The sequence below is a fragment of the Reichenbachiella carrageenanivorans genome (assembly GCF_025639805.1).
Classification (GTDB): Bacteria; Bacteroidota; Bacteroidia; order Cytophagales; family Cyclobacteriaceae; genus Reichenbachiella; species Reichenbachiella carrageenanivorans.
Map to the genome: position 1 here is coordinate 1,075,716 of NZ_CP106735.1, position 21,286 is coordinate 1,097,001.

Here is a 21,286-nt window from a genome sequence, read left to right on the forward strand (position 1 = left end):
TTCAAAACGCACATGTTGATCTAGCATAGGGTCTTTATTTATTACATCCTCCTACTTATTTCTTGGCAAAGGACGAGTGGGGAAACCTTATCGGTTTTTTCTTCCAGACAAACGGTAAACAAGCCCATTACTCAATCTGAGTTTAATAGAATTAATTCTATATAATTCTCCTATAATTTTCAACTTTAGGTACTTTTGACGTCTGGCACAAACACAGAACCCAAACGTGAATGACCAACGAGCAGACCGCTATAAAAACCACCTACCTCAGTCTAGTGAGCAATTTGGCACTAGCCATCATCAAAGGGCTTGCGGGTGTTTTTGGCCACTCGTACGCACTCATTGCAGATGCGATTGAGTCTGCTACTGATGTATGCTCCTCACTGCTGGTACTCTTAGGCTTTAAATATGCCGCCAAACCAGCCGATGAAAACCATCCCTACGGACATGGCAGAATAGAGCCACTCATTACCTTTTTGGTTGTTGGGTTTTTGATAGCTTCTGCCATCACGATCGCCTACAAAAGTATCATTCATATCCAAACGCCGCACAAAGTGCCAGCACCATGGACACTACTCATTTTAGGCGCTATCATCGTGTGGAAAGAATTTTCTTATCGCATCGTCATCAAAAAAAGTGAGGAGACTCAAAGCTCAGCACTCAAAGCCGAAGCCTGGCATCATAGAAGCGACGCCATTACTTCGATCACCGCCTTTGTGGGAATTTCCATCGCCCTTTACATGGGCAAAGGGTACGAGACTGCCGACGACTGGGCAGCTTTGCTTGCCTCAGGATTTATCTTGTACAACAGCTTCCTAATCTTTAGACCTGCACTAGGCGAAATCATGGATGAGCATCGCTACGATGAGCTCATCGACCACATCCGTAAAGTCTCGGCTGATGTGGAAGGCATCATCGATACCGAAAAATGTTTGATCCGAAAGACAGGCATGAAATACCATGTGGACTTGCATGCCATAGTCGATGGCAAAATTACTGTAAGGGAGGGTCATGTGCTGGCCCATTTGCTCAAAGACACTCTTCAAGAAAAAATTCCTACGCTAGCCTACATTCTCATTCATATCGAACCAGATTACGAATCCACCAACGAATAAACACAAAAAAGCCTGACCACTTTCGCAATCAGGCTTATCATCTTTTTAACTGGTCGTCGGGTGGTTATCCCAACGCCTTTTCTAAATCTGCAATCAGGTCTTCTACATCTTCGATCCCTACGCTAAGTCGAATCAATGAATCTTTCAATCCTGCCTTCAATCGCTCCTCTCTTGGGATGGCTGCATGAGTCATACTGGCTGGATGACCACAAAGAGACTCCACTCCTCCAAGTGATTCTGCCAAAGCAAATAACTTCAAGCTTTCCATCACTTTGATGGCATCGTCTAGCTTATCGTCTTTGAGTACAAATGAAATCATCCCTCCAAAATCCTTCATCTGCTTTTTAGCAATATCATGATTCCTATGTTCTTCGAATCCAGGCCAATGTACTTCTTCTACTTTCGGGTGCGATTTCAAAAAATGCGCTACACGTCTACCATTTTCACAGTGACGCTGCATTCTGATATGTAATGTTTTGATTCCTCGAAGGGCAAGAAAACAATCCATAGGGCCAGTCACTGCTCCACTTGAGTTCTGGATAAAAGCCAGTTTTTCTTGTAGCACATCACTGTTGGTCATCAAACAGCCCATCACTACATCCGAATGCCCCGCCAGATATTTAGTCACCGAATGAACAACTACATCCGCTCCTTGATCAAGAGGATTTTGGAGGTATGGCGTAGCAAAAGTATTGTCTACGCAAAACATCGAACCAAATTTTTTGCACACACCTGCCAAACCTTTGATATCAATGATATTCATCATTGGATTAGACGGAGTCTCCGCCCATACCATTTTAATCTTGTCAGAAAAATGCTCTGAGATTCTATTCAAATCTCGCATGTCTACAAACTTGAATTTGATCCCAAAATCTTGATAGATTTTAGTAAAAATTCTATAAGTACCTCCATACAAATCATTAGAAGCCAGCACTTCGTCGCCAGGCTTCAACAGTTTGAGAACAGCGTCAGTCGCCGCCAAGCCAGATGCAAAACATAGCCCATGTTTAGCGTTTTCCAATGCAGCCAAGTTGTTTTGCAAAGCATCTCTGGTAGGGTTTTGTGTTCTAGAGTACTCATACCCCTTGTGCTGTCCTGGCGAAGGCTGCACATAGGTGGAAGTCTGATAGATCGGGGTCATGATCGCCCCTGTGGTTGGGTCCGGTTCTATTCCGGCATGAATGGCCTTAGTACCAAATTTCATAATATCTTGTTTTTTTATGCTGGGGTGAGACCTGCCGAAGGTTTGTATCTTCGAACAGCACCACTATAATTTAAGTAATTATCCTCTGATTTTGAGCGACAAATGTAAATCAATATCGCATATTCGCCATGTTTTTTTGACTAGACTATTTTCATACTTGAATAACCATAGATATTCTTCTTTTTTCAATAACCCCAAAGGTATCCTTGTACTCATGGCATGGATGACGGTGGTGCCATGGGTCTCCACTCTTGTCATCACTTATCTTGCATTGAATCAAGAAGAATGGATTAGGGGTTTTACACTCGTGCCTTGGGTGTGTTTCTTCGGGGCTAGTGTATTAAGTATGGGACTAGCCATCACGCCTACTACTTTTATCTGCTTGCTGTGCGGATATTTTCTCGGTTTGCAGGCTATTCTACCCGTTATCCTCTGCTATCAGCTTGCGTCTTTGGTCGGCTTTGGCTTGGCGCAAAAGATGGACAACCATACGCTAATCTGGGTCAAACAGAAATTTCCTAAATCTGCTCCCATATTCGCCAATCTCGAACAGCAACAATGGCTCACTACGCTTCTGGCTAGAATATCTCCTGCCTTACCTTTCGGTCTAATGAATGTGGTCTTAGCTGTATCTGGCGTGAGGCTAGTTCCTTTCTTTTTCGGTGGACTATTCGGTATGCTACCCCGCACGGTGTTTTTTATCTGGCTCGGCACACAAGCCCCAGCACTTATAGAAGCTTTACAAACCAAAGATCAATTGGTATGGTTTATCGTTCTCAGTGTCACAGGCCTATGGCTACTCTATAAGCTCCTACGGCCTAAGAGGCAAAAAACTGATCTAACTTAGCATCTAGTGCTGTTTTTTCACTGATGTATTTAGGATCAAAGGGCTCATGACCAGGCATATTCTCCAGATGAAGTGTCTGTGTAGGATAGGCAAACTCAACTCCAAAATGATCTGCCAATCGCAAAATGCTTAGTAATATCTCTTGTCTAAACTTAAGTTCTTCTGTCCAAGTAGCTGCCTCGAAAAAGATGTAAAACAAAATATCGAGTGAATGGGCTCCAAGATCATTGAAATGTATTTCATATTTTTCATTACTCGTCTTAGGGTGCTCTACTACTATCCTGTTCAGACCAGCGACAAAGGTTTCAATGAGGTTAGGCGGTGTGTCGTACTTGATCTGGATAATGGTTCTAAACCTACGCAATCTTCGCAGGCCATTGTTATCTATCGTGCTATCTGCCAACTGACCATTTGGCACATACACCACAGAGTTTCTAAAGGTTCTAATTCGCGTAGAGCGAAAACCTACTTCCTCTACCGTACCGTCTATGTCTCCCGTTACGATCCAATCTCCAATCTGAAACGGCTTGTCCACAAATATCATCAGCGAACCAAAGAAATTTTTGATGGTATCTTGTGCTGCCAAGGCAAATGCCAAACCACCAATAGAGAGACCTGTAAGCAATGGCAAAATTGGTACATCAAGACTATCCAAAATAACCAAACCTCCCACCATTACAATGGTGAATCGCAACACCTTGCGCACAATAGGCACCAGTTGATCATCGAGGGTGCTTTCCGTACTATTTACATATCTGTTCAGATAAACATCCACCACATTGGTAAGCTGATATAGCGCTATCATACCATACAACGGTATCAAGGCCTTCAGTGCTAGTAGCACATAAAAACCAACTAAACGTGGCAGCTCCAAGCTTGGGTATAAGGCGCCTATGAAGAAAAACACCATAAGCATACCTACAGGACGCGACACGGGCAAGATATACCTACTACCAATATTACGATGTCCAATTTTGTCAAGCGCTCGAATGAACAATCGACCGAAAACCAGCGTAAACACATATCGCACAAAAAAACAAAGTGCCAACATGATCACAATACCCAACCATTGCCAAAGCTTTAGCCCTAGAAAATGCGCATTGAGCCCTGTTTTTTCTATTTCGATTCCTATGAGAGACTTGGGGTCAAACTTGTATAGCTCGGCGTGTATCTTTTCGATAGACGCTACCACATCTGGCTGAAACTGCCAGCGACCTCTCTTCCTTTGCAAATAAATCTCTGGATATCGCTTGCTAATGATGTAGATGTGATCGTTATGTAACGAATCAAAATAATCGGGATTGGTGGGTACATTGTCGAAAAATATAAAAATACCAGCTCCTTCGAATACTTGCTCTAGACTTTTGGCCACTTCTACTTTTTCGTCGAGTTTAAGGCTTGGAGTATTAAATAAAATAGTAGCGGCCTTAGGGTTGTAAGTCTCCTCCGAGATATTAGTCACAAAGGTATTTAGCGCCAGATAAGGAGTCTCCAGCCTACTGGTGATGGTATCCTGTCGCTGGGCCAACGACTGAAAAGAAGCTAAAATGAAAAAGCAGAAGAGGGCATTGCGCATGATCTATTGGTTTGATTTCGTGCAAAGTTATTTTTGTTGGCTCAAAAACCAAGTTTGGAGACTTTTGCCTTATGAAGAGCTTTTCTAAAAAGTAGTAGTAAAATATTAGCTCTAGCTATAAGACATCAATCAATTCACTAGAAAAAAGAAAAGCTCCGAAAATCGGAGCTTAAAATTTTTAGCTAAGTTTAAAATGTTTATTCAAAATAGTACGATACAGATGGCCGAACTTGTCGTAACACCACTGTCTTAGAGCTTCTAGCTCCTTGCCTACTAGCCTAATTGCTTTTGCTAGTTCCTTGTCAAACAAACTTTTGTCGAAACTAACTTTCGACAGAATTGTTTTAGAATATTCCAGCATGGATAAATTGGTATGTTAAAATTTATTAAATAAACCTGATGACCGTTTGCCATCCACCAAATTGCACCTGAAAATAAGAAATATCAGTTAGATTTACAATTTTACCTCTATAACGAGCATGCAAAAAGTAGGTTTATTATTCTTTGTTATTTTAATGTTAACGGGTCTTATGGTTCGTGGACAGCAGGTGAGTATAGAACTAGGGCCAGACCAGATTGCCATCAATCAGGCCTTTACCATCACACTTACTATCCAAAATGCCCGATTAGAAAGTTATACCCCTTTCCCAGAAATCCCAGGGTTCGTCAAGCGAGGCACCTCATCGTCGTCCTCTACCAATTTTATTAATGGACGCAGAAGCTCTTCGCAAAGCATCATACAAAACTACGTGGCTACCGCCGAAGGCGAATACCTCATCAAACCCTTCGCCATGGAAGTAAATGGTCAATCCTTCAACGTACAAGGCAAGAAAGTAAAAGTAGGTCCCGCCGCTCAGCAGCAGCGACGAAACGACCCGTTTGGCAGCGACCCCTTCCAAGATTTGTTTGGCAGGCAGAATGCCCCACAGGAATTTTTAGATGTAAAAGCAGATGCTTTCCTCGCGCTGACCACAGACAAGTCCTCAATATATCTTGGAGAAGGCTTTACTCTCACGCTGGCCTTTTATGTAGCGAGCAACAACCGCGCAGACATGCGCTTCTATGAACTCAGCAAGCAGATTCCAGATATCGTAAAGAAAATCAAACCAGCCAACTGCTGGGAGGAAAATTTTAACATAGACAATATCACAGGAGAGCCTGTAGAAATCAACGGACAAACTTATACCCAATTCAAAATCTATCAGGCTGCCTACTACCCGCTCAATACCAACACCATCCATTTTCCAAAGGTAGGGCTTGAATTGATCAAATATAAAGTGGCTAAAAACCCGACTTTCTTTGGTAGAAACAAGCAGGAAGAGCTAGTTACCTTTCATACCAAAGCCAAAAAAGTAACGATCAAAAACCTACCACCACATCCGCTAAAAGAAAGTGTATCCGTAGGAAATTATAGACTAAAAGAAAAAATTTCTAATCAAACACTCCGCACAGGCGAAAGTTTCAACTACTCCTTTGATATCACTGGCGAAGGCAACATCTCTGCAATCGGAGAACCCATACTCCAAGAAGACGACAATTTCGACATCTACTCTCCTAATATTCGCCAAGACATCAGTCGTGGGCATGGCAAAGTACGAGGCACCAAGTCCTTCAGCTACTACGGTATCCCCAACGAACCTGGAACATATGAGCTAGGAGATTATCTTCAGTTTATTTACTTCAATGTGAAAACGGAATCCTACGATACACTCAAATCAGAAATCGTACTGAACGTGACAGGCGAAAGCAAGAAAAACGAATACATCCTATCCAACGACATGGGTTCGTTTTACGATACAATGGACATTCAGAGCAATAAGCTCACTGCGATCGACGCCAAAGATCGATTACGAAGCATGGCCAACATTGCGATATTCGTACTGATAGGGCTAGTCACTTTAGTGATGTTCAAAAAATAGGACATCGCCTTAATAAAATCGTACGTCCCACGGTATTTTCATTTAATTTTGGCTTGCCTAAAGGCAGCCCAGCAAGCAGCAAGGCAAACGACGAAAAGCTGTCACAGACCGTACACGCTGTTCCTGACTGCTTTCTTTCTAATTCAAATTATCAATTGATGAGTAACTCATTCGGGTCTTTATTTAAGATCACCACCTTTGGAGAATCACATGGCAAGGCCATTGGCGTCACGGTAGACGGCTGCCCTGCTGGCATTACTATAGACGAAGCTTTTATCCAGTCGGAATTGGAAAGAAGAAAACCTGGTCAATCCAAAATCACTACCCAAAGGAAAGAGCCAGATAGTTTCGAAATTCTCTCTGGCGTATTCGAAGGAAAATCTACTGGCACTCCCATTGCCATGGTGATTCGCAATACAGACCAGAAGAGCAAAGACTACGCACATATTGCAAAATCTTACCGCCCATCTCACGCCGATTTCACTTATCAAGAGAAGTACGGCATACGCGACTACCGTGGCGGTGGTCGAAGTTCGGCTCGTGAAACAGCCGCCAGAGTAGCCGCAGGTGCATTAGCTAAATTGGCTTTACGCCAATTGGGCATTGAAGTAGCTGCTTATGTCTCTCAAGTAGGAGATCTCAAAACCGAAAAGACTTATCAGCAATTGGATCTATCCAAAACTGAAAACAACATCGTACGATGCCCAGACGAAAGCATCGCAGACAAGATGATCACTTTCATCGATGGCATTCGCAAAAGCGGAGACACCGTGGGCGGCATCGTGACGGGTGTCATCACAGGTACACCTGTAGGACTAGGCGAGCCCGTATTTGACAAACTACACGCCCGACTCGGCGCAGCCATGCTAGGTATCAATGCTGTGAAAGGATTCGAATATGGCAGTGGATTCGAAGGAGCCAAAATGAAAGGCTCTAAACACAACGACATCATCGAAAAGGACGGAGATCAAATAAAAACCCGTACCAACCTATCAGGCGGTATCCAAGGAGGTATTTCCAACGGTGAAGACATCTACTTCAATGTCGCCTTCAAACCAGTAGCTACCATCATGCGAGACCAAAACTCGATAGATCAGGATGGACAGACGATCACAGTATCAGGCAAAGGCAGACACGACCCCTGTGTAGTACCAAGGGCAGTCCCTATTGTAGAAGCAATGGCAGCGATTACAATCTTAGATTTCTATTTATTAAATAGATCTACGCATCTATAATTTAGGAGAATCCCGCTAATATTTAGGTAAATCAGCGGATGTCTTGACAGATTGTAGGTTTTATTTTTGCACAAAATTATTTCTAAATAAAAATCAAGACATGACAACTTTTTATAAAAAAGAGGGTGTAGTGACTGCCAGCTCCAATGCAGCTGCGGGCACCATGACCGTGCAATGGGATTCGCTTCTCGATGACCAAGCAATAGAGGAGTGCTGTCAAGCACAAATCGAACAAGTAAAAAAAGGCATAAAAATATTGTTTTTGGATGTATCGGTAGCCAATGGAGTACCCTCACAAAAAAGACAGGAATGGTTCGAAAACTACTTATTCCCCAACTTTTCAGCACTAGGCTTAAAAGCTTCAATTACCATTTTACCAAAAAGTGCTTTGACCAAATTAGCGTCTAAAAAATGGGTGAAAAATTCAGGCGCATTCAATTTTGATGTCTTCGAAGCTGCAAGTCTAAACGATGCACAGGAACTCGCTCGTCAGCTGTAATTACTATCCATCGAAGGATTAAAAAGCGGAAAGTTCTATCCTTAGAATTTTCCGCTTTTTCTGTTTAGTATTGAGTTATATTCTAAGACAACCCAGATACGATAGACCTCAATATTCATGAAAAACTTACCCCTACATGTTAAAATAGTTATTGGACTCACACTTGGAGTGATGTGGGCATTTATCTCTAGTGCCTTGGGTTGGAATGAATTTACCATCACATGGATCGATCCATTCGGGACTATTTTCATTCGATTGCTCAAGTTTATTGCCGTGCCTTTAGTTCTTTTTTCTATCATCAGTGGGGTATCAGGTCTGAGTGATGTGTCTAAACTCGGACGACTCGGAGGCAAAACACTGGGAGCCTATATGGTGACTACAGTAGCGGCTGTGGGTATTGGCTTATTATTAGTCAACCTTGTCAAACCAGGCAATTTCGTAGAAAAAGATCAGCGAATACAAAACCGAATCGCTTTTGAGTTATGGCTACAAGACCAGCAAATGGGTCTGCCTCACGATGGAGAGTCTTATCTAAACAAACCTGAATATCAACACCTCATCACGGATGCACAAAAAGCAGGTCAGCTATCAGAAAAAGACCAGCAAGAAGTAGCTAAACGTATGGAATCTGCACAAAAACAAAAAGAGAGCAGTCCATTGACCTTCATTGTAGAGATGGTGCCAGAAAATGTAATGTTTTCTATATCCAATAATGGTATGATGCTACAGGTTATCTTCTTTGCTATCTTTTTTGGCATCACACTCGTGATGATACCAGAAGACAAGAAAAAACCCGTAGTAGATTTCATCAATAGTATCAATGAAGTATTTCTCCGTATGGTAAATATCGTGATGGGTGCTGCGCCATTTTTTGTCTTTGCTCTGCTCGCTGGCGTGATTGCCAAAATGGCCAATACTCCCGCAGAAGTCTTCGAAATATTTTTAGGACTAGGTTCTTATTCGCTTACCCTCGTAGCAGGTTTGTTCTTCATGGTGTTTGTTTTCTACCCACTGATAATCAAAATCTTTGTGCCCAAGCTATCCTATAAAGAATTCTTTAAAAACATCAGCCCGGCTCAGTTTCTGGCCTTCTCTACCAGCTCTAGTGCAGCTACTCTGCCCGTGACCATGGAGTGCGTAGAAGACAACATGGGCGTATCCAATAACATAGCCAGTTTTGTACTGCCCGTAGGCGCCACAGTCAACATGGATGGCACGAGTCTGTACCAAGCAGTAGCCGTCGTGTTTTTGGCTCAGCTACACATGGTAGACCTCACACTGGCACAGCAGCTCACCATCGTGCTCACGGCTACGCTGGCCTCCATAGGCGCAGCAGCTACGCCTAGTGCAGGTTTGGTCATGATGATCATCGTCTTGCAGTCTGTAGGCCTCAACCCTGCCTGGGTAGCGATTATCTTCCCAGTAGATCGTATCCTAGACATGTGCCGCACCGTGGTGAATGTAACTGGCGATGCCACTGTTTCTACTTTGGTAGCCAAGAGTGAAGGGGAATTGAGTAAGTATTGATAACTCACAAATGAACTAAGCCTAAATAAGATACCTCTAGGATTCTGAGTGTTGAACCCAACAAAGAACCCCAGTGTTTCGTATCTTTGTAGTCTCTAGTTAAAAAGAAAAGAAGATGTCTGAAGCAGTAACAAACACCCCAGTAAATATATATTTCGAGTCGAACCCAAACCCGAACACGTTGAAGTTTGTGGCTAATTTTATGTTGGTACCAGAAGGCACCAATTTCGACTACCCCTCACCAGAGCGTGCAACCAACTCTGAATTAGCTCAGGAACTTTTCACATTCCCCTTTGTGAAAGGCGTATTTGTGATGAGCAACTTCATCACCGTATCGAAAGACGAAACGACCGAGTGGGAAGAAATAAGAGATGGCATCAAAGAGCATATCAAGGCCTATTTGGAATCAGGCAAACTAGCCGTGAATCTTTCTCAGCCTTACGCTGAGCCCAAACAAGAAAACGACGCTCCCAAAGCACCTGTGTCTGACTTAGACGAAAACATCAAAGGTATCTTGGACGAATACATTCGCCCAGCCGTAGAGCAAGACGGCGGCGCGATCGATTTTCACTCCTTCGAAGATGGCAAAGTGAAAGTAGTCCTACAAGGTGCATGTAGCGGATGTCCTTCTTCTACCCTTACGCTAAAAACGGGTATCGAAAATCTCCTGAAGAGAATGGTACCAGAAGTGAAAGAGGTTGAGGCGATTAATGGATAAGCTGTTCTCAAAATATTGAAATAAAAAAAGGAGCTGATCAGCTCCTTTTTTTATTTCAATTCTTCAACCTCCATGATGCATTAGGACTTCGTGATGAGGGATCTGAATATATATCCAGTTTAACTAATTTTGATTACCACCATTCAAGCCATGGAGGCTCATCCTTTTTCTTGATAAAAAGGATGTAAAAATCAAGAAAAATTTAAAGGCGCAAGGCCATTACCCACATCGCCACCAATTTTTCGCCAGCCCTCCGAAGCGACTAATATTTAAGTTGATGTTCTTCTTTATAAGTTAAAAAGAGTGATGTTTGAATTGAACATGAATTAGCAATCCCCCCACTTTACAGACTGATCCGTAATGAGCAAAATGAAACGAAGTATCTGATTTGAAGCTGTTTAAGCTCGAAATAGATTTCTTATGCATCATGAAGGTTCAACATTCTCTACTCTAAAACTCAAATTTGATGCCTTGTGCCAATGGCAAATCCACACCAAAGTTAATAGTATTGGTTTGGCGTCTCATGTACACTTTCCAAGCATCTGAGCCAGACTCACGTCCTCCACCAGTTTCTTTTTCACCGCCAAAGGCGCCACCTATCTCAGCACCCGACGTGCCGATGTTTACATTGGCGATCCCACAATCAGACCCTGCGTGCGACAAAAACATCTCTGATTCTCTCATGTTTTGTGTCATAATTGCAGAAGACAGCCCTTGTGGTACATCGTTTTGCATGGCAATGGCTTCTTCCAATGTTTTGTATTTGATCAAATACAAAATAGGCGCAAATGTCTCATGTTGCACAATCTCAAAATGGTTTTCGACTTCAAAAATAGCAGGCTTCACATAGCAGCCAGACTCATAGCCCACTCCCGCTAACACTTCTCCATCCACTACCGTTTTAGCTCCTTCTGCTTTGGCTTTCTCTATCGCCTGACTATACATGTCTACCGCCAGTGTATCTATTAACGGCCCCACGTGATTGGACTCATCCAGTGGATTGCCAATCTTGAGCTGACCATAAGCGTTTTTCAATTTATTTTTTACTTCTTCGTAAATGTCTTCGTGGATGATCAACCTGCGGGTAGACGTACAGCGCTGCCCAGCCGTACCCACAGCTCCAAATACAGCTCCAATCAATGACATATCCAAATCTGCATGCTTAGAAATAATGATGGCATTGTTGCCTCCCAACTCCAGCAAAGCTCTGCCCAATCGAGCCCCTACAGCCTCTCCCACGGCTTTGCCCATACGAGTAGAGCCCGTAGCAGACACCAAAGGCACTCGTTTGTCGTTCGACATCAACTGCCCGATTTTGGCATCGCCAATGATGAGGTTGTTAACTCCCTCAGCTACGCCGTTGGCACGGAAAACCTTTTCAGTAATGTGCTGACAAGCAATGGCCGTGATTGGCGTTTTTTCACTTGGTTTCCAAAGACAAACATCTCCGCAAACCCAAGCCAAGGCGCTATTCCAAGCCCAAACGGCTACTGGAAAATTGAAGGCTGAGATAATCCCAACGATGCCAAGCGGATGATACTGTTCGTACATTCTATGGCTCGGTCTCTCCGAGTGCATGGTAAGCCCATACATCTGACGAGAGAGTCCTACAGCAAAGTCGCAGATGTCTATCATCTCCTGTACTTCTCCCAACCCTTCTTGGTAAGACTTGCCCATTTCGTAAGAAACAAGTTTACCTAGATCTTCTTTGTGCGCTCTGAGTGCATCTCCTACTTGACGTACGATATCGCCACGCTTAGGGCCAGGTACAAGTCGCCAAGATTTGAATGCTTCTGAAGCTGTATTTATAATTTCTTGATAAGTCTCTTCCGTTCCTGAAGTGACTTTTCCAATAAGCTTACCATCTGCAGGAGAATAAGAAGCGATCACCTCGCCATTAGACTGAATCCACTGCGAGCCAGTAGATGATCCCATGTTTAGCTCCTCAATGCCAAGGTTTTTAAGTGCTTGGTCAATGCCGAATTTGTCTGTCATTTTTGTGTTGTTTTTGTGTTTGAGCAAAAATAGATGATCCCACCAATTAATAGGATTGATACATAAAAAATCCCCGAACAAGCGGGGATTATAATTAATGCCGTATCAAAATGCACTACTACCAGCCTATGCCATAATAAGCCTTTTCTCCATCTTCGTACATACCTTCTATCAGTAGCCCAGATCCATCAGCTGTACGAGTCAGTGCTCTAGACAAATCCTCTACCGACATGATCTGCCTCTTGTCTACTCTGGTCACTATAAAACCTTCTTTGATCCCTGCTTCTCTCCATTTGCCCGCTTCTACCTTGAGTAGCTTAGCTCCTCCTTCAAGTCCTAACTTTTCTTGGTTTTCTTTAGACAGATCGGAAAATGTACCCCCTTGTATCGTCATATTATTGGAAGATGCCACAGTAGTAGTAGTCCCCAAAGTGTTTTTCAATGTAGCTGTCACAGTTTTCTCTTTTCCATCTCTGATCAAGGTTACTTTCACTTTGTCACCTGGCCGGTTCAAAGCTACTTTTTCTTGCAGTTCTGATGTTTTGACAACTTTCTCTCCACCTACGGCTATGATGACGTCACCTTTTTCGATCCCAGCATCGTCTGCTCCACTGTTGGGGTTAACATTGATTACATAGACTCCTTCTAGCACATTGAGTCCTTCTTCTTCTGCCAATTGGGAATTGACATCCCTAATATTAATCCCTAACAAGGCTCTCTGTACGACTCCAAATTCTTTGAGATCATCTAAAACTTTATTAACCAGATTGGAAGGAACGGCAAAAGAATATCCAGCATAAGTTCCTGTAGGGGTAGCAATAGCCGTATTGATACCCACCAATTCGCCCCTCAGGTTGACTAATGCACCTCCTGAGTTGCCTGGGTTCACAGCAGCATCCGTTTGTAGAAATGACTCTATTTGTAGATTATTTCTGTTTCTAAGAATGTTAATATTTCGGCCTTTGGCACTGATAATACCCGCCGTCACGGTAGATCTAAACTCGAATGGATTGCCTACTGCCAATACCCATTCACCCACCTGTACCTGATCAGAGTTGCCTACCTTGATGAAAGGCAGTCCTTTCTCTTCAACTTTTAGCAACGCCAAATCTGTGGTAGGGTCTGTGCCTACGATTTCGGCTTTGTAGGTCCTATTGTCGTTGAGCAGCACCTCTATTTCTGTGGCATTTTCTATCACGTGATTATTGGTAGCTATGTAACCATCCGCACTGATAATTACTCCACTACCAGTACCCATAGATGGGCGCTGTTGTGATTGACCACCATGTGGGTCTCCAAAAAACTCTTTGAAATACTGATCAAAAGGGCTCGATCCTCGACTGGCTTGTGCAGCTCCTTCAAAAGTGCTTCTAATATGTACGACACCTGGTGTCACTGCCTTAGCGGCATACACGAAATTTAATCCCTCGGGCACTATCATAGCCGAAGAATCCAAGTCGTAATTAGAAAATCTTACGGGTTGACTTCCCGATTGGATTACTCGTACAGGTTCATCTTTGATCATGTGGTATCCGCCGAGTGCTACGAAGCCCCCCAGCATAGAGGCAAATACCATCTTTATAAAAAACTGTCTATTATTCATTTCTGTAAGGTTTTACTTTCTACCGGAGCAATTAACGTCATATAAATTTAATGGATATTCTTGTTAACAACATTTAACAAAAAACCCCGACCAACTGCCGAAGGCCTGTTGTCGGGGCTAAAACCAACCTAACTTACTAAATCTTATTTGATGGCAATGGTCTTCTTTTGTATCTTCTTCTCATCCTTAGGGATGCTGATATTCAAAAGACCATTTTCATATTGAGCTTCTACTTTGCCTGCATCTATATTGTCTGGTAGATGAAACGATCTGCTGAAAGAACCATATCTAGTTTCAACGGTATGGAAGTTTTTCTCGTCTTTTTTCTCTTCAAATTTCCTTTCTCCGCTCACGATCAACTGACCTTCATTCAAATCAATTTTAATTTCCTCTTTCTTGATACCAGGAATAGCAAAGCTCAACTCAAAGGCTTTGTCTGTTTCAGAAATATCTACCTGTGGGGTAAACGATTTTCCAACAGTAGCGTCGTTATTAAAAAAACGATCGTTGAACAAGTCATCAAACAAATTATTTGTAGTGAATGTTCTAAGGGTTCTTGGGTTATACTTTATTAATGACATTTTATTTTAGTTTTTGTTGAACAATAAATTCATGAACCCTAATTGCTAATTATATGCCACCAATAAAAAACATTCATTTTAATGCCATTATGTCTTTATTTTATCGTAAAGTGAAAATTATAGCGACATATTGTCTTAATTGTTGCAAAATTCAGCCCGTGAGACAAAAAGCGTTTTCTTATAAAGAAAAATTATTCTACCCCTTCAAAAAAATTTTGAATACATATATTGTAGAATTAAAAAGAAGCCACTAATATTGCAGTCCCAAAATCAGGGGGTTATTCAAACGTGAATAACCACTATATAAAATTCCTCTTTAGCTCAGTTGGTTAGAGCATCTGACTGTTAATCAGAGGGTCGTTGGTTCGAGTCCAACAAGAGGAGCAACAAAAATCCCTTAGAATAGCTATTCTAGGGGATTTTGTCTTTTTAGACGTTTGTTATTTGGTATGTATCATCTACATTTATACCATATAAATCCGATTATTTTAGACCTATTTAGACCCATGTCACTCAAGACCTGAGGATACTGCAAGACATCAAAGCCGCGTACCCAAGATGGGCATTGCCCATTATATTTCAGGATCAAAGAAGCCTACAAAACCGATATACTCATCAGCACCAAGAGATATATAGATCCTATAAGACCTCCACACAAATGCGTCAAAAACCTCCCTTTATAACAAATAATCCTGATTTGGCAGGATGTTTAATCCATTTGGCAGCTTCTGTAAATGACACCCCGCTACTTTAGCCAGTACATAATAATTAATTTTTCTCAAAATGCTGCTGGCTCCAGATGTTCCCCATCTGGAGCTTTTTTATTATTTGGCGGTATCCTCTTTCTCATATTTCTTTGCAGCAATCAAAAAAACAGGATGGCTAAAAAAGGAATTCTACTCGTAAACTTGGGCACACCAGACAGCCCATCAGTAAAAGATGTTCGAAAATATCTAAGGGAATTTCTTATGGACGAAAGAGTCATTGACATCCCTTACTTATCACGTTGGTTTTTGGTCAATGTGGTCATTGCTACTTTTCGCAGTCCTAAGTCAGCCAAAGAATACCAAAAACTCTGGGACGAAAGAGGCTCTCCACTGAAATACTATGGAGAAGACCTAACCAAGGCCGTGCAAAAACAGCTCGGCAAAGACTATCAAGTAGAACTAGCCATGCGCTACCAAAACCCATCGATCAAACTGGGGTTGAACAAACTAAAAAAAGCTGGAGTGAACACCATCAAAGTGATTCCACTGTTTCCTCAATATGCCTCTGCGTCTAATGGGTCTGTGATTCAAAAAGTAATGGAGATCGTAAGCAGCTGGCAAGTCATACCTAAAATTGATTTTGAGGGTCCGTTTTTTGACCACCCCAAACTATTGGAGGCCATCGCTCAGAATGCACAAAAACTCATGGATCAAACAGTCTATGACCATTTTCTCTTTAGCTATCATGGATTACCAGAACGGCAAATACTGAAAGCCGAGATCAGTACCTGCCAACTTGGGGATTGTTGCAATACCTGCAAAAGCAAAAATCGCTATTGCTATCGTGCACAATGTTTTGAAACCACTCGACTAATGGCTGAAAAACTCAACCTGCCTGAAGACAAAGTAAGTACAGCCTTTCAATCTCGATTGGGCAAAGATCCTTGGATCAAACCCTATACCGACGAAGTACTTACCCAATTAGCTGCCAGTGGAAATAAAAAAGTACTCGCTTTCTCTCCCGCATTCGTAGCCGATTGTCTGGAGACTACTTTTGAAGTTGGCAAAACCTATCAAGAGGATTTTATATCTGCTGGTGGCGAGCAATGGGATCTGGTAGAAAGCCTTAATGTGCACCCATCATGGGTCGATTGCGTATGCGACATGGCCAAAACCTAATGCATCAATTCAGCCAAAGCGGCTACGGCATAATCGACCTCTTCGGGCTTTGTATATTTCGAAAAAGAGAATCTGATGGCCCCTCTATCTGGATCTACATTTAATGCCGTAAGCACATGTGAGCCTATATTAGACCCACTAGCACAGGCGCTACCTCCACTAGCTGAGACACCTTTGATGTCCAAACTGAAAAGCAGCATATCGTTTTCATCTGTAGCAGGCAAGCCAACATTGATCACAGAATAGAGGCTCTCATTCATATTGCCAGAGAGACCATTGAAAGTAGCCCCTATTATTTTATCCTTCAATCCCACAAGCATTCTTTCTTTCAAGCTAGAAATGTACGCGCGGTTGTGCTCCATATCACGATAAGCAATCTCTAATGCCTTGGCTAAGCCCACGATTCCGGCTACATTCTCTGTGCCTCCACGCATATTGCGCTCCTGTGCTCCACCGTGAATAAATGGTGCAATCTTCGTTTCATGATTGATATATAAAAAGCCTGAACCCTTTGGCCCATAGATTTTGTGTGCTGCCCCTACTACAAAATCTACCTTCAATGCGGACAAATCGTGCACATACTTGCCCATAGCCTGAACGGTATCCGAATGAAAATAGCCCCCATGTTCTTTTACTAATTCACCTATTTTTGGGATATTGTTCAGGTTGCCAATTTCATTATTGGCATGCATCAGACTGACAAACGCAGAAGTATTTTGAACCAAAGAGACTAAATGCTCCAAATCTATCCGTCCATCAGCATCTAGGTCTACATATTGCAAATCAACACCTTTCGTTTTAGCAACATACTCCAAGGTATGCAGGACAGCATGATGCTCTAACTTAGAAGTAATCGCTCGCTTTACACCAAGACTTTCAATCGTACTCAAAATGGCTGTATTATCAGCCTCTGTGCCCCCTGAGGTAAAAAATATTTCGGCAGGAGAGGTGTTTAATAAATCAGCGATCTTCTTCCTACTCTTTTCGATGGTAGATCGTGCTTGCCTCCCATGTGAATGAATCGACGAGGGGTTACCATAGTTTTCCATAAAATAAGGAGTCATGGCCTCGAAAACCTCGGGATCCATAGGAGTAGTAGCTGAATTATCTAGGTAAACCTTCATCTAATTTGTTGCTTTTCGGCAAAACTGAGCATTTTATCAGACAATTGCCCACTTTGTTATTTTCTATTATCCCTTCTTACAAAGGTCTCACAAATTCGCCAATAGGCTTATCTTTATGGAAGAGTAATGAATTTTAAAAAATGAAATATAGCTGCGTATGTATAGATGATGATAAGATGTTCAACGAAATTCTTGAGCAATACATCAAACGTGTAGATTTTTTGGAGCTGGCAGGCTCCTATAGTAATCCGATCGAAGGCGTGATGGCCATCGACAAACTGAAACCAGACATTTTGTTTCTAGATGTAGACATGCCTGAAATAAACGGTTTCACTACCATAGATGCACTCGATCATAAGCCCATTATCATCGTGGTATCTTCTCATTGGGAACATGAGCGAGAGTTGCTCGCAGTAGGAGCTGCTAAGTTTGTGATAAAACCCATTGTAAGCCCTGAACATCTTGCTCAGATTGTGAAATCTGTCATTGCCGAAGAGGTTTGAGTATCACAAATAGGCAATCGCAAAGTCATTCTTTCTTGAAAACTAAACTTGCCGAATTGATGCAATAACGTAAACCCGTAGGTTTTGGGCCATCTTCGAACACATGGCCAAGATGTCCTTCACATTTGGCGCAAATCACCTCTGTACGCACCATACCATATTTATAATCGGCCAAATCAAGCAAACTGGTATCCGAAGCATAGGTATAAAAACTCGGCCATCCACTCCCAGATTCAAATTTAGTTTTTGCATCGAACAACAAGTTATTACATCCCGCACAATAAAATTTTCCCTCTCCCTTTACTTTGTTGTATTCTCCCGTCCACGGTCTTTCTGTACCTTTTTCACGCAAAATTTTATACTGCATGGGGGTCAAGATAGCTTTCCATTCGGCATCTGTTTTAATGACCTTTTGCTGAATCACTGCGCTACTTTTATTACTTTGCTTTTGGCTATACGATTGGCAAGTGGAAAGAAATACTACAGCTACGAAAAAAAATATAGGTTTCATCATCATTCGATTTTGTGACTTTTTATAGACAACATAAAATTAGATTAAATAATTCAAGCGGCCGCTCTTCTTCTCGCTTGTGCTAATTTTTCATATCTTGAATTCAAATTCATTACCAATGAAACTCGTCTATTTACTCCCCTTTGTTTTGTGGGCTTGTCAGCCAAAACAGCAGCCAGCACCTCCAACAATTGTAGAGGCATCAGACACTGTGATCCTCAAAATAGACCTAAACCAAGAATTAGCAGGGTCTGCCTATCGAAAAAAAGCTACAGGCTATCTCATGATAGCAAATGGAGATAGTGCTTATTTTTCACCCACCTTCACCGAATCAATAGAAAAAGGCAGGGTTAACCTCATAATGAGACTAAATCCACAGCAAACCTACGCAGAGCAAATAACCCAACTACAAGTGATCTTGCCTACTGCTGCACAAGATTACAATTTCGATTCCCTTTCTGGGGTATATTTGGGTCGACTGGTGCATACAGGCGATCTCGCCATCGCCATAACCAATGAATATGTGACCGCCTTTGGTGGATATGGGTCTACAGAAACCTCCGAATATAGGAAAATCGAGCGTTTTTTGACTCTATCAAAATTAGGTAGCGATCTCAATGCTATTTTCAATCCTTATGGCTTGCAAGTCACTGGGGCAAATGTAGAAAAAGTGTTTTTCACTAAAATGCCTGCCCAAGCGATCGACTCCGTACTCCATAACACTTGGCCAGAGCGCATTTTGGACGCTTCTGTTTGGGTAGAACTCAAACAGGTAGAATAATTCTGTTTTGAAGTATCTTATTAAAAAAACCTGATGTCAAAACCTAAATTAAAAATCAAACTAGACACATTTGACAAAGTAATGGAAACCGTAGGAGGCCTGTTATTGCTTCTAATGGTTGCTTATCCAGCTATTCAGTTTTCTAGTGTGCCAGACACTATTCCTGTGCACTTCGATGCCATGGGCAGACCAGACAGATATGGCTCTAAAAATTCCCTTTGGATGATTTCGACCATCGGCATTATCCTATATCTAGGAATGATAGTAGTCAATAAATTTCCACATACATTCAACTATCTCACACCAATCACCGCACGTAATGCCTCACGACAGTATGGTCTAGCCACCAAAATGATCCGCCTGTTGAATGTGGTGATCGCTGCTGTATTTTTTGCCATTATTTACGGAATGATCCAAACTGCACTAGGCTATTCTACCGGACTCGGAGCATTTATTTTACCTTTTACAGTCGCTCCTGTACTCATCATATTAGGTTGGTATTTGTATCAAGCAAATCAGAATTAAGCCTAACTAGAATGATGCTAAAAATAGTTTAGCGAAAGTTTAATTTCCATTAGATTTTATGAAGATATAATTATTTCTTTTGCCGAGATTTATCTCACATTTTTTATATTGAATACGAATCTTAGCAGAGAGAAGGATGGACAGTCAGAATAAACTTAGAGTCACACAAGAATACAGTAAACTGAGTGACGAAATTCAAGAGCAAATCAAGCTGGTATACCCAGAGGGGTATAGTCAGCACATCTTTACCTATACCAATAAAGATGGTCTAAGAACGAGTGCGCTGAGATTCGAAACGGATGAGAAGATCTATCTGATTCGTATGTCATTGGCGGAAGCCCAAAACCTGATCGAAGAAGATGATGACTATGATGAGGATGGCAACCTAAGAGACGACGTACGCGACGACTACGAAGACAAATATTCAGACGTAGACTATCTGTCTGATAATGATAACTATGAAGGGTAATTTAATACCCCTTACTTAGTTGTCTCTTACATGGGTCTCGTGCCAACAAGCTGTTTTAAGAACCACATTCGATATGCAGTTCGTATTTTAAACTGTTATCTGTATAGAAGTAACCAGAACTATTGACTGCACCTCCTTCTTTCTTATAATTTCCACCTAAAACGTATGATTCCTCTGTGTCGACTAGTGAAAGGTAACCATAAAGCAAGTTGCCGTCATTGAAGATTTCTATAGTCAGGACATTACCAATTGAGAGTTCTAAGTTTGTAGAATTATAATTGCGCAACTCATAGCATATGTAAACCTCATTGTCGTCACGACCAGGATCAAAGTCGATACTAGGGTTCAACATACGTAATTCTCGATACGTGGTGCAGTAGACCATTCGAAAATCAATCCGTAGAGTCTCCCCACCAGAAGATATCCTGATATATCCCGACCCAGTTGGTACATCACTAATGTCAACATTGATACTCTGCGAGTTTTCCGAAACAAAATTGGTCCCTTCCATGCTTTCGAAACTCAACTGTTCGATGTCAGTGAAACTGTCTTCTTGAGGGAGATTAAGCATTTGCCCATTGGGCATTGTACCGAATAGGCGGACATTGCCCATGATGGTAGTGAGGTCACCTGATGTACGAACATCCGTGGGATGCTCTTGCAACTCA

The 21,286-nt window shown here is 42.0% G+C and carries 20 protein-coding genes and 1 tRNA gene; 13 read left to right on the top strand and 8 right to left on the bottom strand.

Annotation, left to right across the window (positions count from 1 at the left end):
• The first annotated feature begins 230 nt into the window (after window positions 1-230).
• Window positions 231-1,115, top strand: a complete 885-nt coding sequence (locus N7E81_RS04220; RefSeq protein WP_263052035.1) for a cation diffusion facilitator family transporter — start codon at window positions 231-233, stop codon at window positions 1,113-1,115.
• Between the two features lie 64 nt (window positions 1,116-1,179).
• Here the strand turns inward: N7E81_RS04220 and N7E81_RS04225 are convergent, their stop codons facing one another.
• Window positions 1,180-2,322, bottom strand: coding sequence for a cystathionine gamma-synthase (locus tag N7E81_RS04225; protein WP_263053061.1), 1,143 nt, complete (start codon window positions 2,320-2,322; stop codon window positions 1,180-1,182).
• Between the two features lie 154 nt (window positions 2,323-2,476).
• Here N7E81_RS04225 and N7E81_RS04230 point away from each other — a divergent pair, with 154 nt between their 5' ends.
• Window positions 2,477-3,166 carry a TVP38/TMEM64 family protein gene (locus N7E81_RS04230; RefSeq protein WP_263052036.1) on the top strand — a complete coding sequence of 230 codons (690 nt, stop codon included), beginning with the start codon at window positions 2,477-2,479 and terminating at the stop codon, window positions 3,164-3,166.
• On the opposite strand, the gene N7E81_RS04235 is transcribed toward N7E81_RS04230, so the two are convergent.
• The gene (locus N7E81_RS04235; RefSeq protein WP_263052037.1) at window positions 3,138-4,742 is read right to left on the bottom strand and encodes a mechanosensitive ion channel family protein; all 1,605 of its coding nucleotides are present in this window, start codon (window positions 4,740-4,742) and stop codon (window positions 3,138-3,140) included. The two genes, N7E81_RS04230 and N7E81_RS04235, sit on opposite strands and share 29 nt — an antisense overlap.
• A gap of 515 nt (window positions 4,743-5,257) precedes the next feature.
• Here N7E81_RS04235 and N7E81_RS04245 point away from each other — a divergent pair.
• The 5 genes from N7E81_RS04245 (at window position 5,258) to N7E81_RS04265 (ending at window position 10,640) form a co-directional block, all read left to right on the top strand.
• Window positions 5,258-6,661, top strand: a complete 1,404-nt coding sequence (locus N7E81_RS04245; protein WP_263052039.1) for a BatD family protein — start codon at window positions 5,258-5,260, stop codon at window positions 6,659-6,661.
• A 158-nt stretch (window positions 6,662-6,819) separates the two neighbouring features.
• Window positions 6,820-7,896, top strand: coding sequence for a chorismate synthase (aroC, locus tag N7E81_RS04250; protein ID WP_263052040.1), 1,077 nt, complete (start codon window positions 6,820-6,822; stop codon window positions 7,894-7,896).
• Between the two features lie 100 nt (window positions 7,897-7,996).
• Window positions 7,997-8,395 carry a hypothetical protein gene (locus N7E81_RS04255; RefSeq protein WP_263052041.1) on the top strand — a complete coding sequence of 133 codons (399 nt, stop codon included), beginning with the start codon at window positions 7,997-7,999 and terminating at the stop codon, window positions 8,393-8,395.
• Window positions 8,396-8,512: 117 nt separating this feature from the next.
• Window positions 8,513-9,922, top strand: coding sequence for a dicarboxylate/amino acid:cation symporter (locus tag N7E81_RS04260; protein WP_263052042.1), 1,410 nt, complete (start codon window positions 8,513-8,515; stop codon window positions 9,920-9,922).
• A gap of 115 nt (window positions 9,923-10,037) precedes the next feature.
• Window positions 10,038-10,640: a NifU family protein gene (locus N7E81_RS04265; protein ID WP_263052043.1), complete on the top strand. Its 603-nt coding sequence runs from the start codon at window positions 10,038-10,040 to the stop codon at window positions 10,638-10,640.
• 450 nt (window positions 10,641-11,090) lie between these two features.
• On the opposite strand, the gene amaB is transcribed toward N7E81_RS04265, so the two are convergent.
• The 3 genes from amaB to N7E81_RS04280 all read right to left on the bottom strand — a co-directional run bounded on the left by amaB (window position 11,091) and on the right by N7E81_RS04280 (window position 14,819).
• Window positions 11,091-12,635, bottom strand: coding sequence for an L-piperidine-6-carboxylate dehydrogenase (amaB, locus tag N7E81_RS04270; RefSeq protein WP_263052044.1), 1,545 nt, complete (start codon window positions 12,633-12,635; stop codon window positions 11,091-11,093).
• Between the two features lie 118 nt (window positions 12,636-12,753).
• A complete protein-coding gene (locus N7E81_RS04275) occupies window positions 12,754-14,238 on the bottom strand; it encodes a Do family serine endopeptidase (RefSeq protein WP_263052045.1) in 1,485 nt (494 codons plus the stop codon).
• 143 nt (window positions 14,239-14,381) lie between these two features.
• A complete protein-coding gene (locus N7E81_RS04280) occupies window positions 14,382-14,819 on the bottom strand; it encodes an Hsp20/alpha crystallin family protein (RefSeq protein ID WP_263052046.1) in 438 nt (145 codons plus the stop codon).
• Between the two features lie 310 nt (window positions 14,820-15,129).
• On the opposite strand from N7E81_RS04280, the gene N7E81_RS04285 reads away from it, so the two are divergent.
• Window positions 15,130-15,203, top strand: a tRNA-Asn gene (locus N7E81_RS04285).
• A 494-nt stretch (window positions 15,204-15,697) separates the two neighbouring features.
• A complete protein-coding gene (gene hemH, locus N7E81_RS04290; RefSeq protein WP_263052047.1) occupies window positions 15,698-16,705 on the top strand; it encodes a ferrochelatase in 1,008 nt (335 codons plus the stop codon).
• Here hemH and N7E81_RS04295 read toward each other — a convergent pair.
• Entirely contained in the window at window positions 16,702-17,829 is a 1,128-nt protein-coding gene (locus N7E81_RS04295; RefSeq protein ID WP_263052048.1) for a cysteine desulfurase family protein, read from the bottom strand. The genes hemH and N7E81_RS04295 overlap by 4 nt on opposite strands.
• A 140-nt stretch (window positions 17,830-17,969) precedes the next feature.
• Between N7E81_RS04295 and N7E81_RS04300 the strand changes: the two genes are divergently transcribed.
• Window positions 17,970-18,332, top strand: a complete 363-nt coding sequence (locus N7E81_RS04300; protein WP_263052049.1) for a LytR/AlgR family response regulator transcription factor — start codon at window positions 17,970-17,972, stop codon at window positions 18,330-18,332.
• A 25-nt stretch (window positions 18,333-18,357) separates the two neighbouring features.
• Here N7E81_RS04300 and msrB read toward each other — a convergent pair whose 3' ends face one another.
• Window positions 18,358-18,843: a peptide-methionine (R)-S-oxide reductase MsrB gene (gene msrB / locus N7E81_RS04305; RefSeq protein ID WP_263052050.1), complete on the bottom strand. Its 486-nt coding sequence runs from the start codon at window positions 18,841-18,843 to the stop codon at window positions 18,358-18,360.
• 118 nt (window positions 18,844-18,961) lie between these two features.
• On the opposite strand from msrB, the gene N7E81_RS04310 reads away from it, so the two are divergent.
• From N7E81_RS04310 to N7E81_RS04320, 3 genes are all read left to right on the top strand, one after another.
• The gene (locus N7E81_RS04310; RefSeq protein ID WP_263052051.1) at window positions 18,962-19,624 is read left to right on the top strand and encodes a hypothetical protein; all 663 of its coding nucleotides are present in this window, start codon (window positions 18,962-18,964) and stop codon (window positions 19,622-19,624) included.
• Window positions 19,625-19,657: 33 nt separating this feature from the next.
• Window positions 19,658-20,149: a DUF1648 domain-containing protein gene (locus tag N7E81_RS04315; RefSeq protein WP_263052052.1), complete on the top strand. Its 492-nt coding sequence runs from the start codon at window positions 19,658-19,660 to the stop codon at window positions 20,147-20,149.
• 136 nt (window positions 20,150-20,285) lie between these two features.
• Window positions 20,286-20,618: a hypothetical protein gene (locus N7E81_RS04320; protein ID WP_263052053.1), complete on the top strand. Its 333-nt coding sequence runs from the start codon at window positions 20,286-20,288 to the stop codon at window positions 20,616-20,618.
• 55 nt (window positions 20,619-20,673) lie between these two features.
• On the opposite strand, the gene N7E81_RS04325 is transcribed toward N7E81_RS04320, so the two are convergent.
• Window positions 20,674-21,282 (bottom strand): hypothetical protein, encoded by a 609-nt coding sequence (locus N7E81_RS04325; protein WP_263052054.1) that lies wholly within the window; start codon window positions 21,280-21,282, stop codon window positions 20,674-20,676.
• Between the last annotated feature and the right edge of the window lie 4 nt (window positions 21,283-21,286).

Coding starts and splice junctions, on each gene's coding strand:
- amaB (WP_263052044.1), bottom strand. CDS start 12,635: ATGACAGACAAATTCGGCATTGACCAAGCACTTAAAAACCTTGGCATT.
- N7E81_RS04255 (WP_263052041.1), top strand. CDS start 7,997: ATGACAACTTTTTATAAAAAAGAGGGTGTAGTGACTGCCAGCTCCAAT.
- N7E81_RS04300 (WP_263052049.1), top strand. CDS start 17,970: ATGAAATATAGCTGCGTATGTATAGATGATGATAAGATGTTCAACGAA.
- N7E81_RS04315 (WP_263052052.1), top strand. CDS start 19,658: ATGTCAAAACCTAAATTAAAAATCAAACTAGACACATTTGACAAAGTA.
- aroC (WP_263052040.1), top strand. CDS start 6,820: ATGAGTAACTCATTCGGGTCTTTATTTAAGATCACCACCTTTGGAGAA.
- N7E81_RS04220 (WP_263052035.1), top strand. CDS start 231: ATGACCAACGAGCAGACCGCTATAAAAACCACCTACCTCAGTCTAGTG.
- N7E81_RS04295 (WP_263052048.1), bottom strand. CDS start 17,829: ATGAAGGTTTACCTAGATAATTCAGCTACTACTCCTATGGATCCCGAG.
- N7E81_RS04265 (WP_263052043.1), top strand. CDS start 10,038: ATGTCTGAAGCAGTAACAAACACCCCAGTAAATATATATTTCGAGTCG.
- N7E81_RS04280 (WP_263052046.1), bottom strand. CDS start 14,819: ATGTCATTAATAAAGTATAACCCAAGAACCCTTAGAACATTCACTACA.
- N7E81_RS04235 (WP_263052037.1), bottom strand. CDS start 4,742: ATGCGCAATGCCCTCTTCTGCTTTTTCATTTTAGCTTCTTTTCAGTCG.
- N7E81_RS04275 (WP_263052045.1), bottom strand. CDS start 14,238: ATGAATAATAGACAGTTTTTTATAAAGATGGTATTTGCCTCTATGCTG.
- msrB (WP_263052050.1), bottom strand. CDS start 18,843: ATGAAACCTATATTTTTTTTCGTAGCTGTAGTATTTCTTTCCACTTGC.
- hemH (WP_263052047.1), top strand. CDS start 15,698: ATGGCTAAAAAAGGAATTCTACTCGTAAACTTGGGCACACCAGACAGC.
- N7E81_RS04310 (WP_263052051.1), top strand. CDS start 18,962: ATGAAACTCGTCTATTTACTCCCCTTTGTTTTGTGGGCTTGTCAGCCA.
- N7E81_RS04320 (WP_263052053.1), top strand. CDS start 20,286: ATGGACAGTCAGAATAAACTTAGAGTCACACAAGAATACAGTAAACTG.
- N7E81_RS04245 (WP_263052039.1), top strand. CDS start 5,258: ATGTTAACGGGTCTTATGGTTCGTGGACAGCAGGTGAGTATAGAACTA.
- N7E81_RS04260 (WP_263052042.1), top strand. CDS start 8,513: ATGAAAAACTTACCCCTACATGTTAAAATAGTTATTGGACTCACACTT.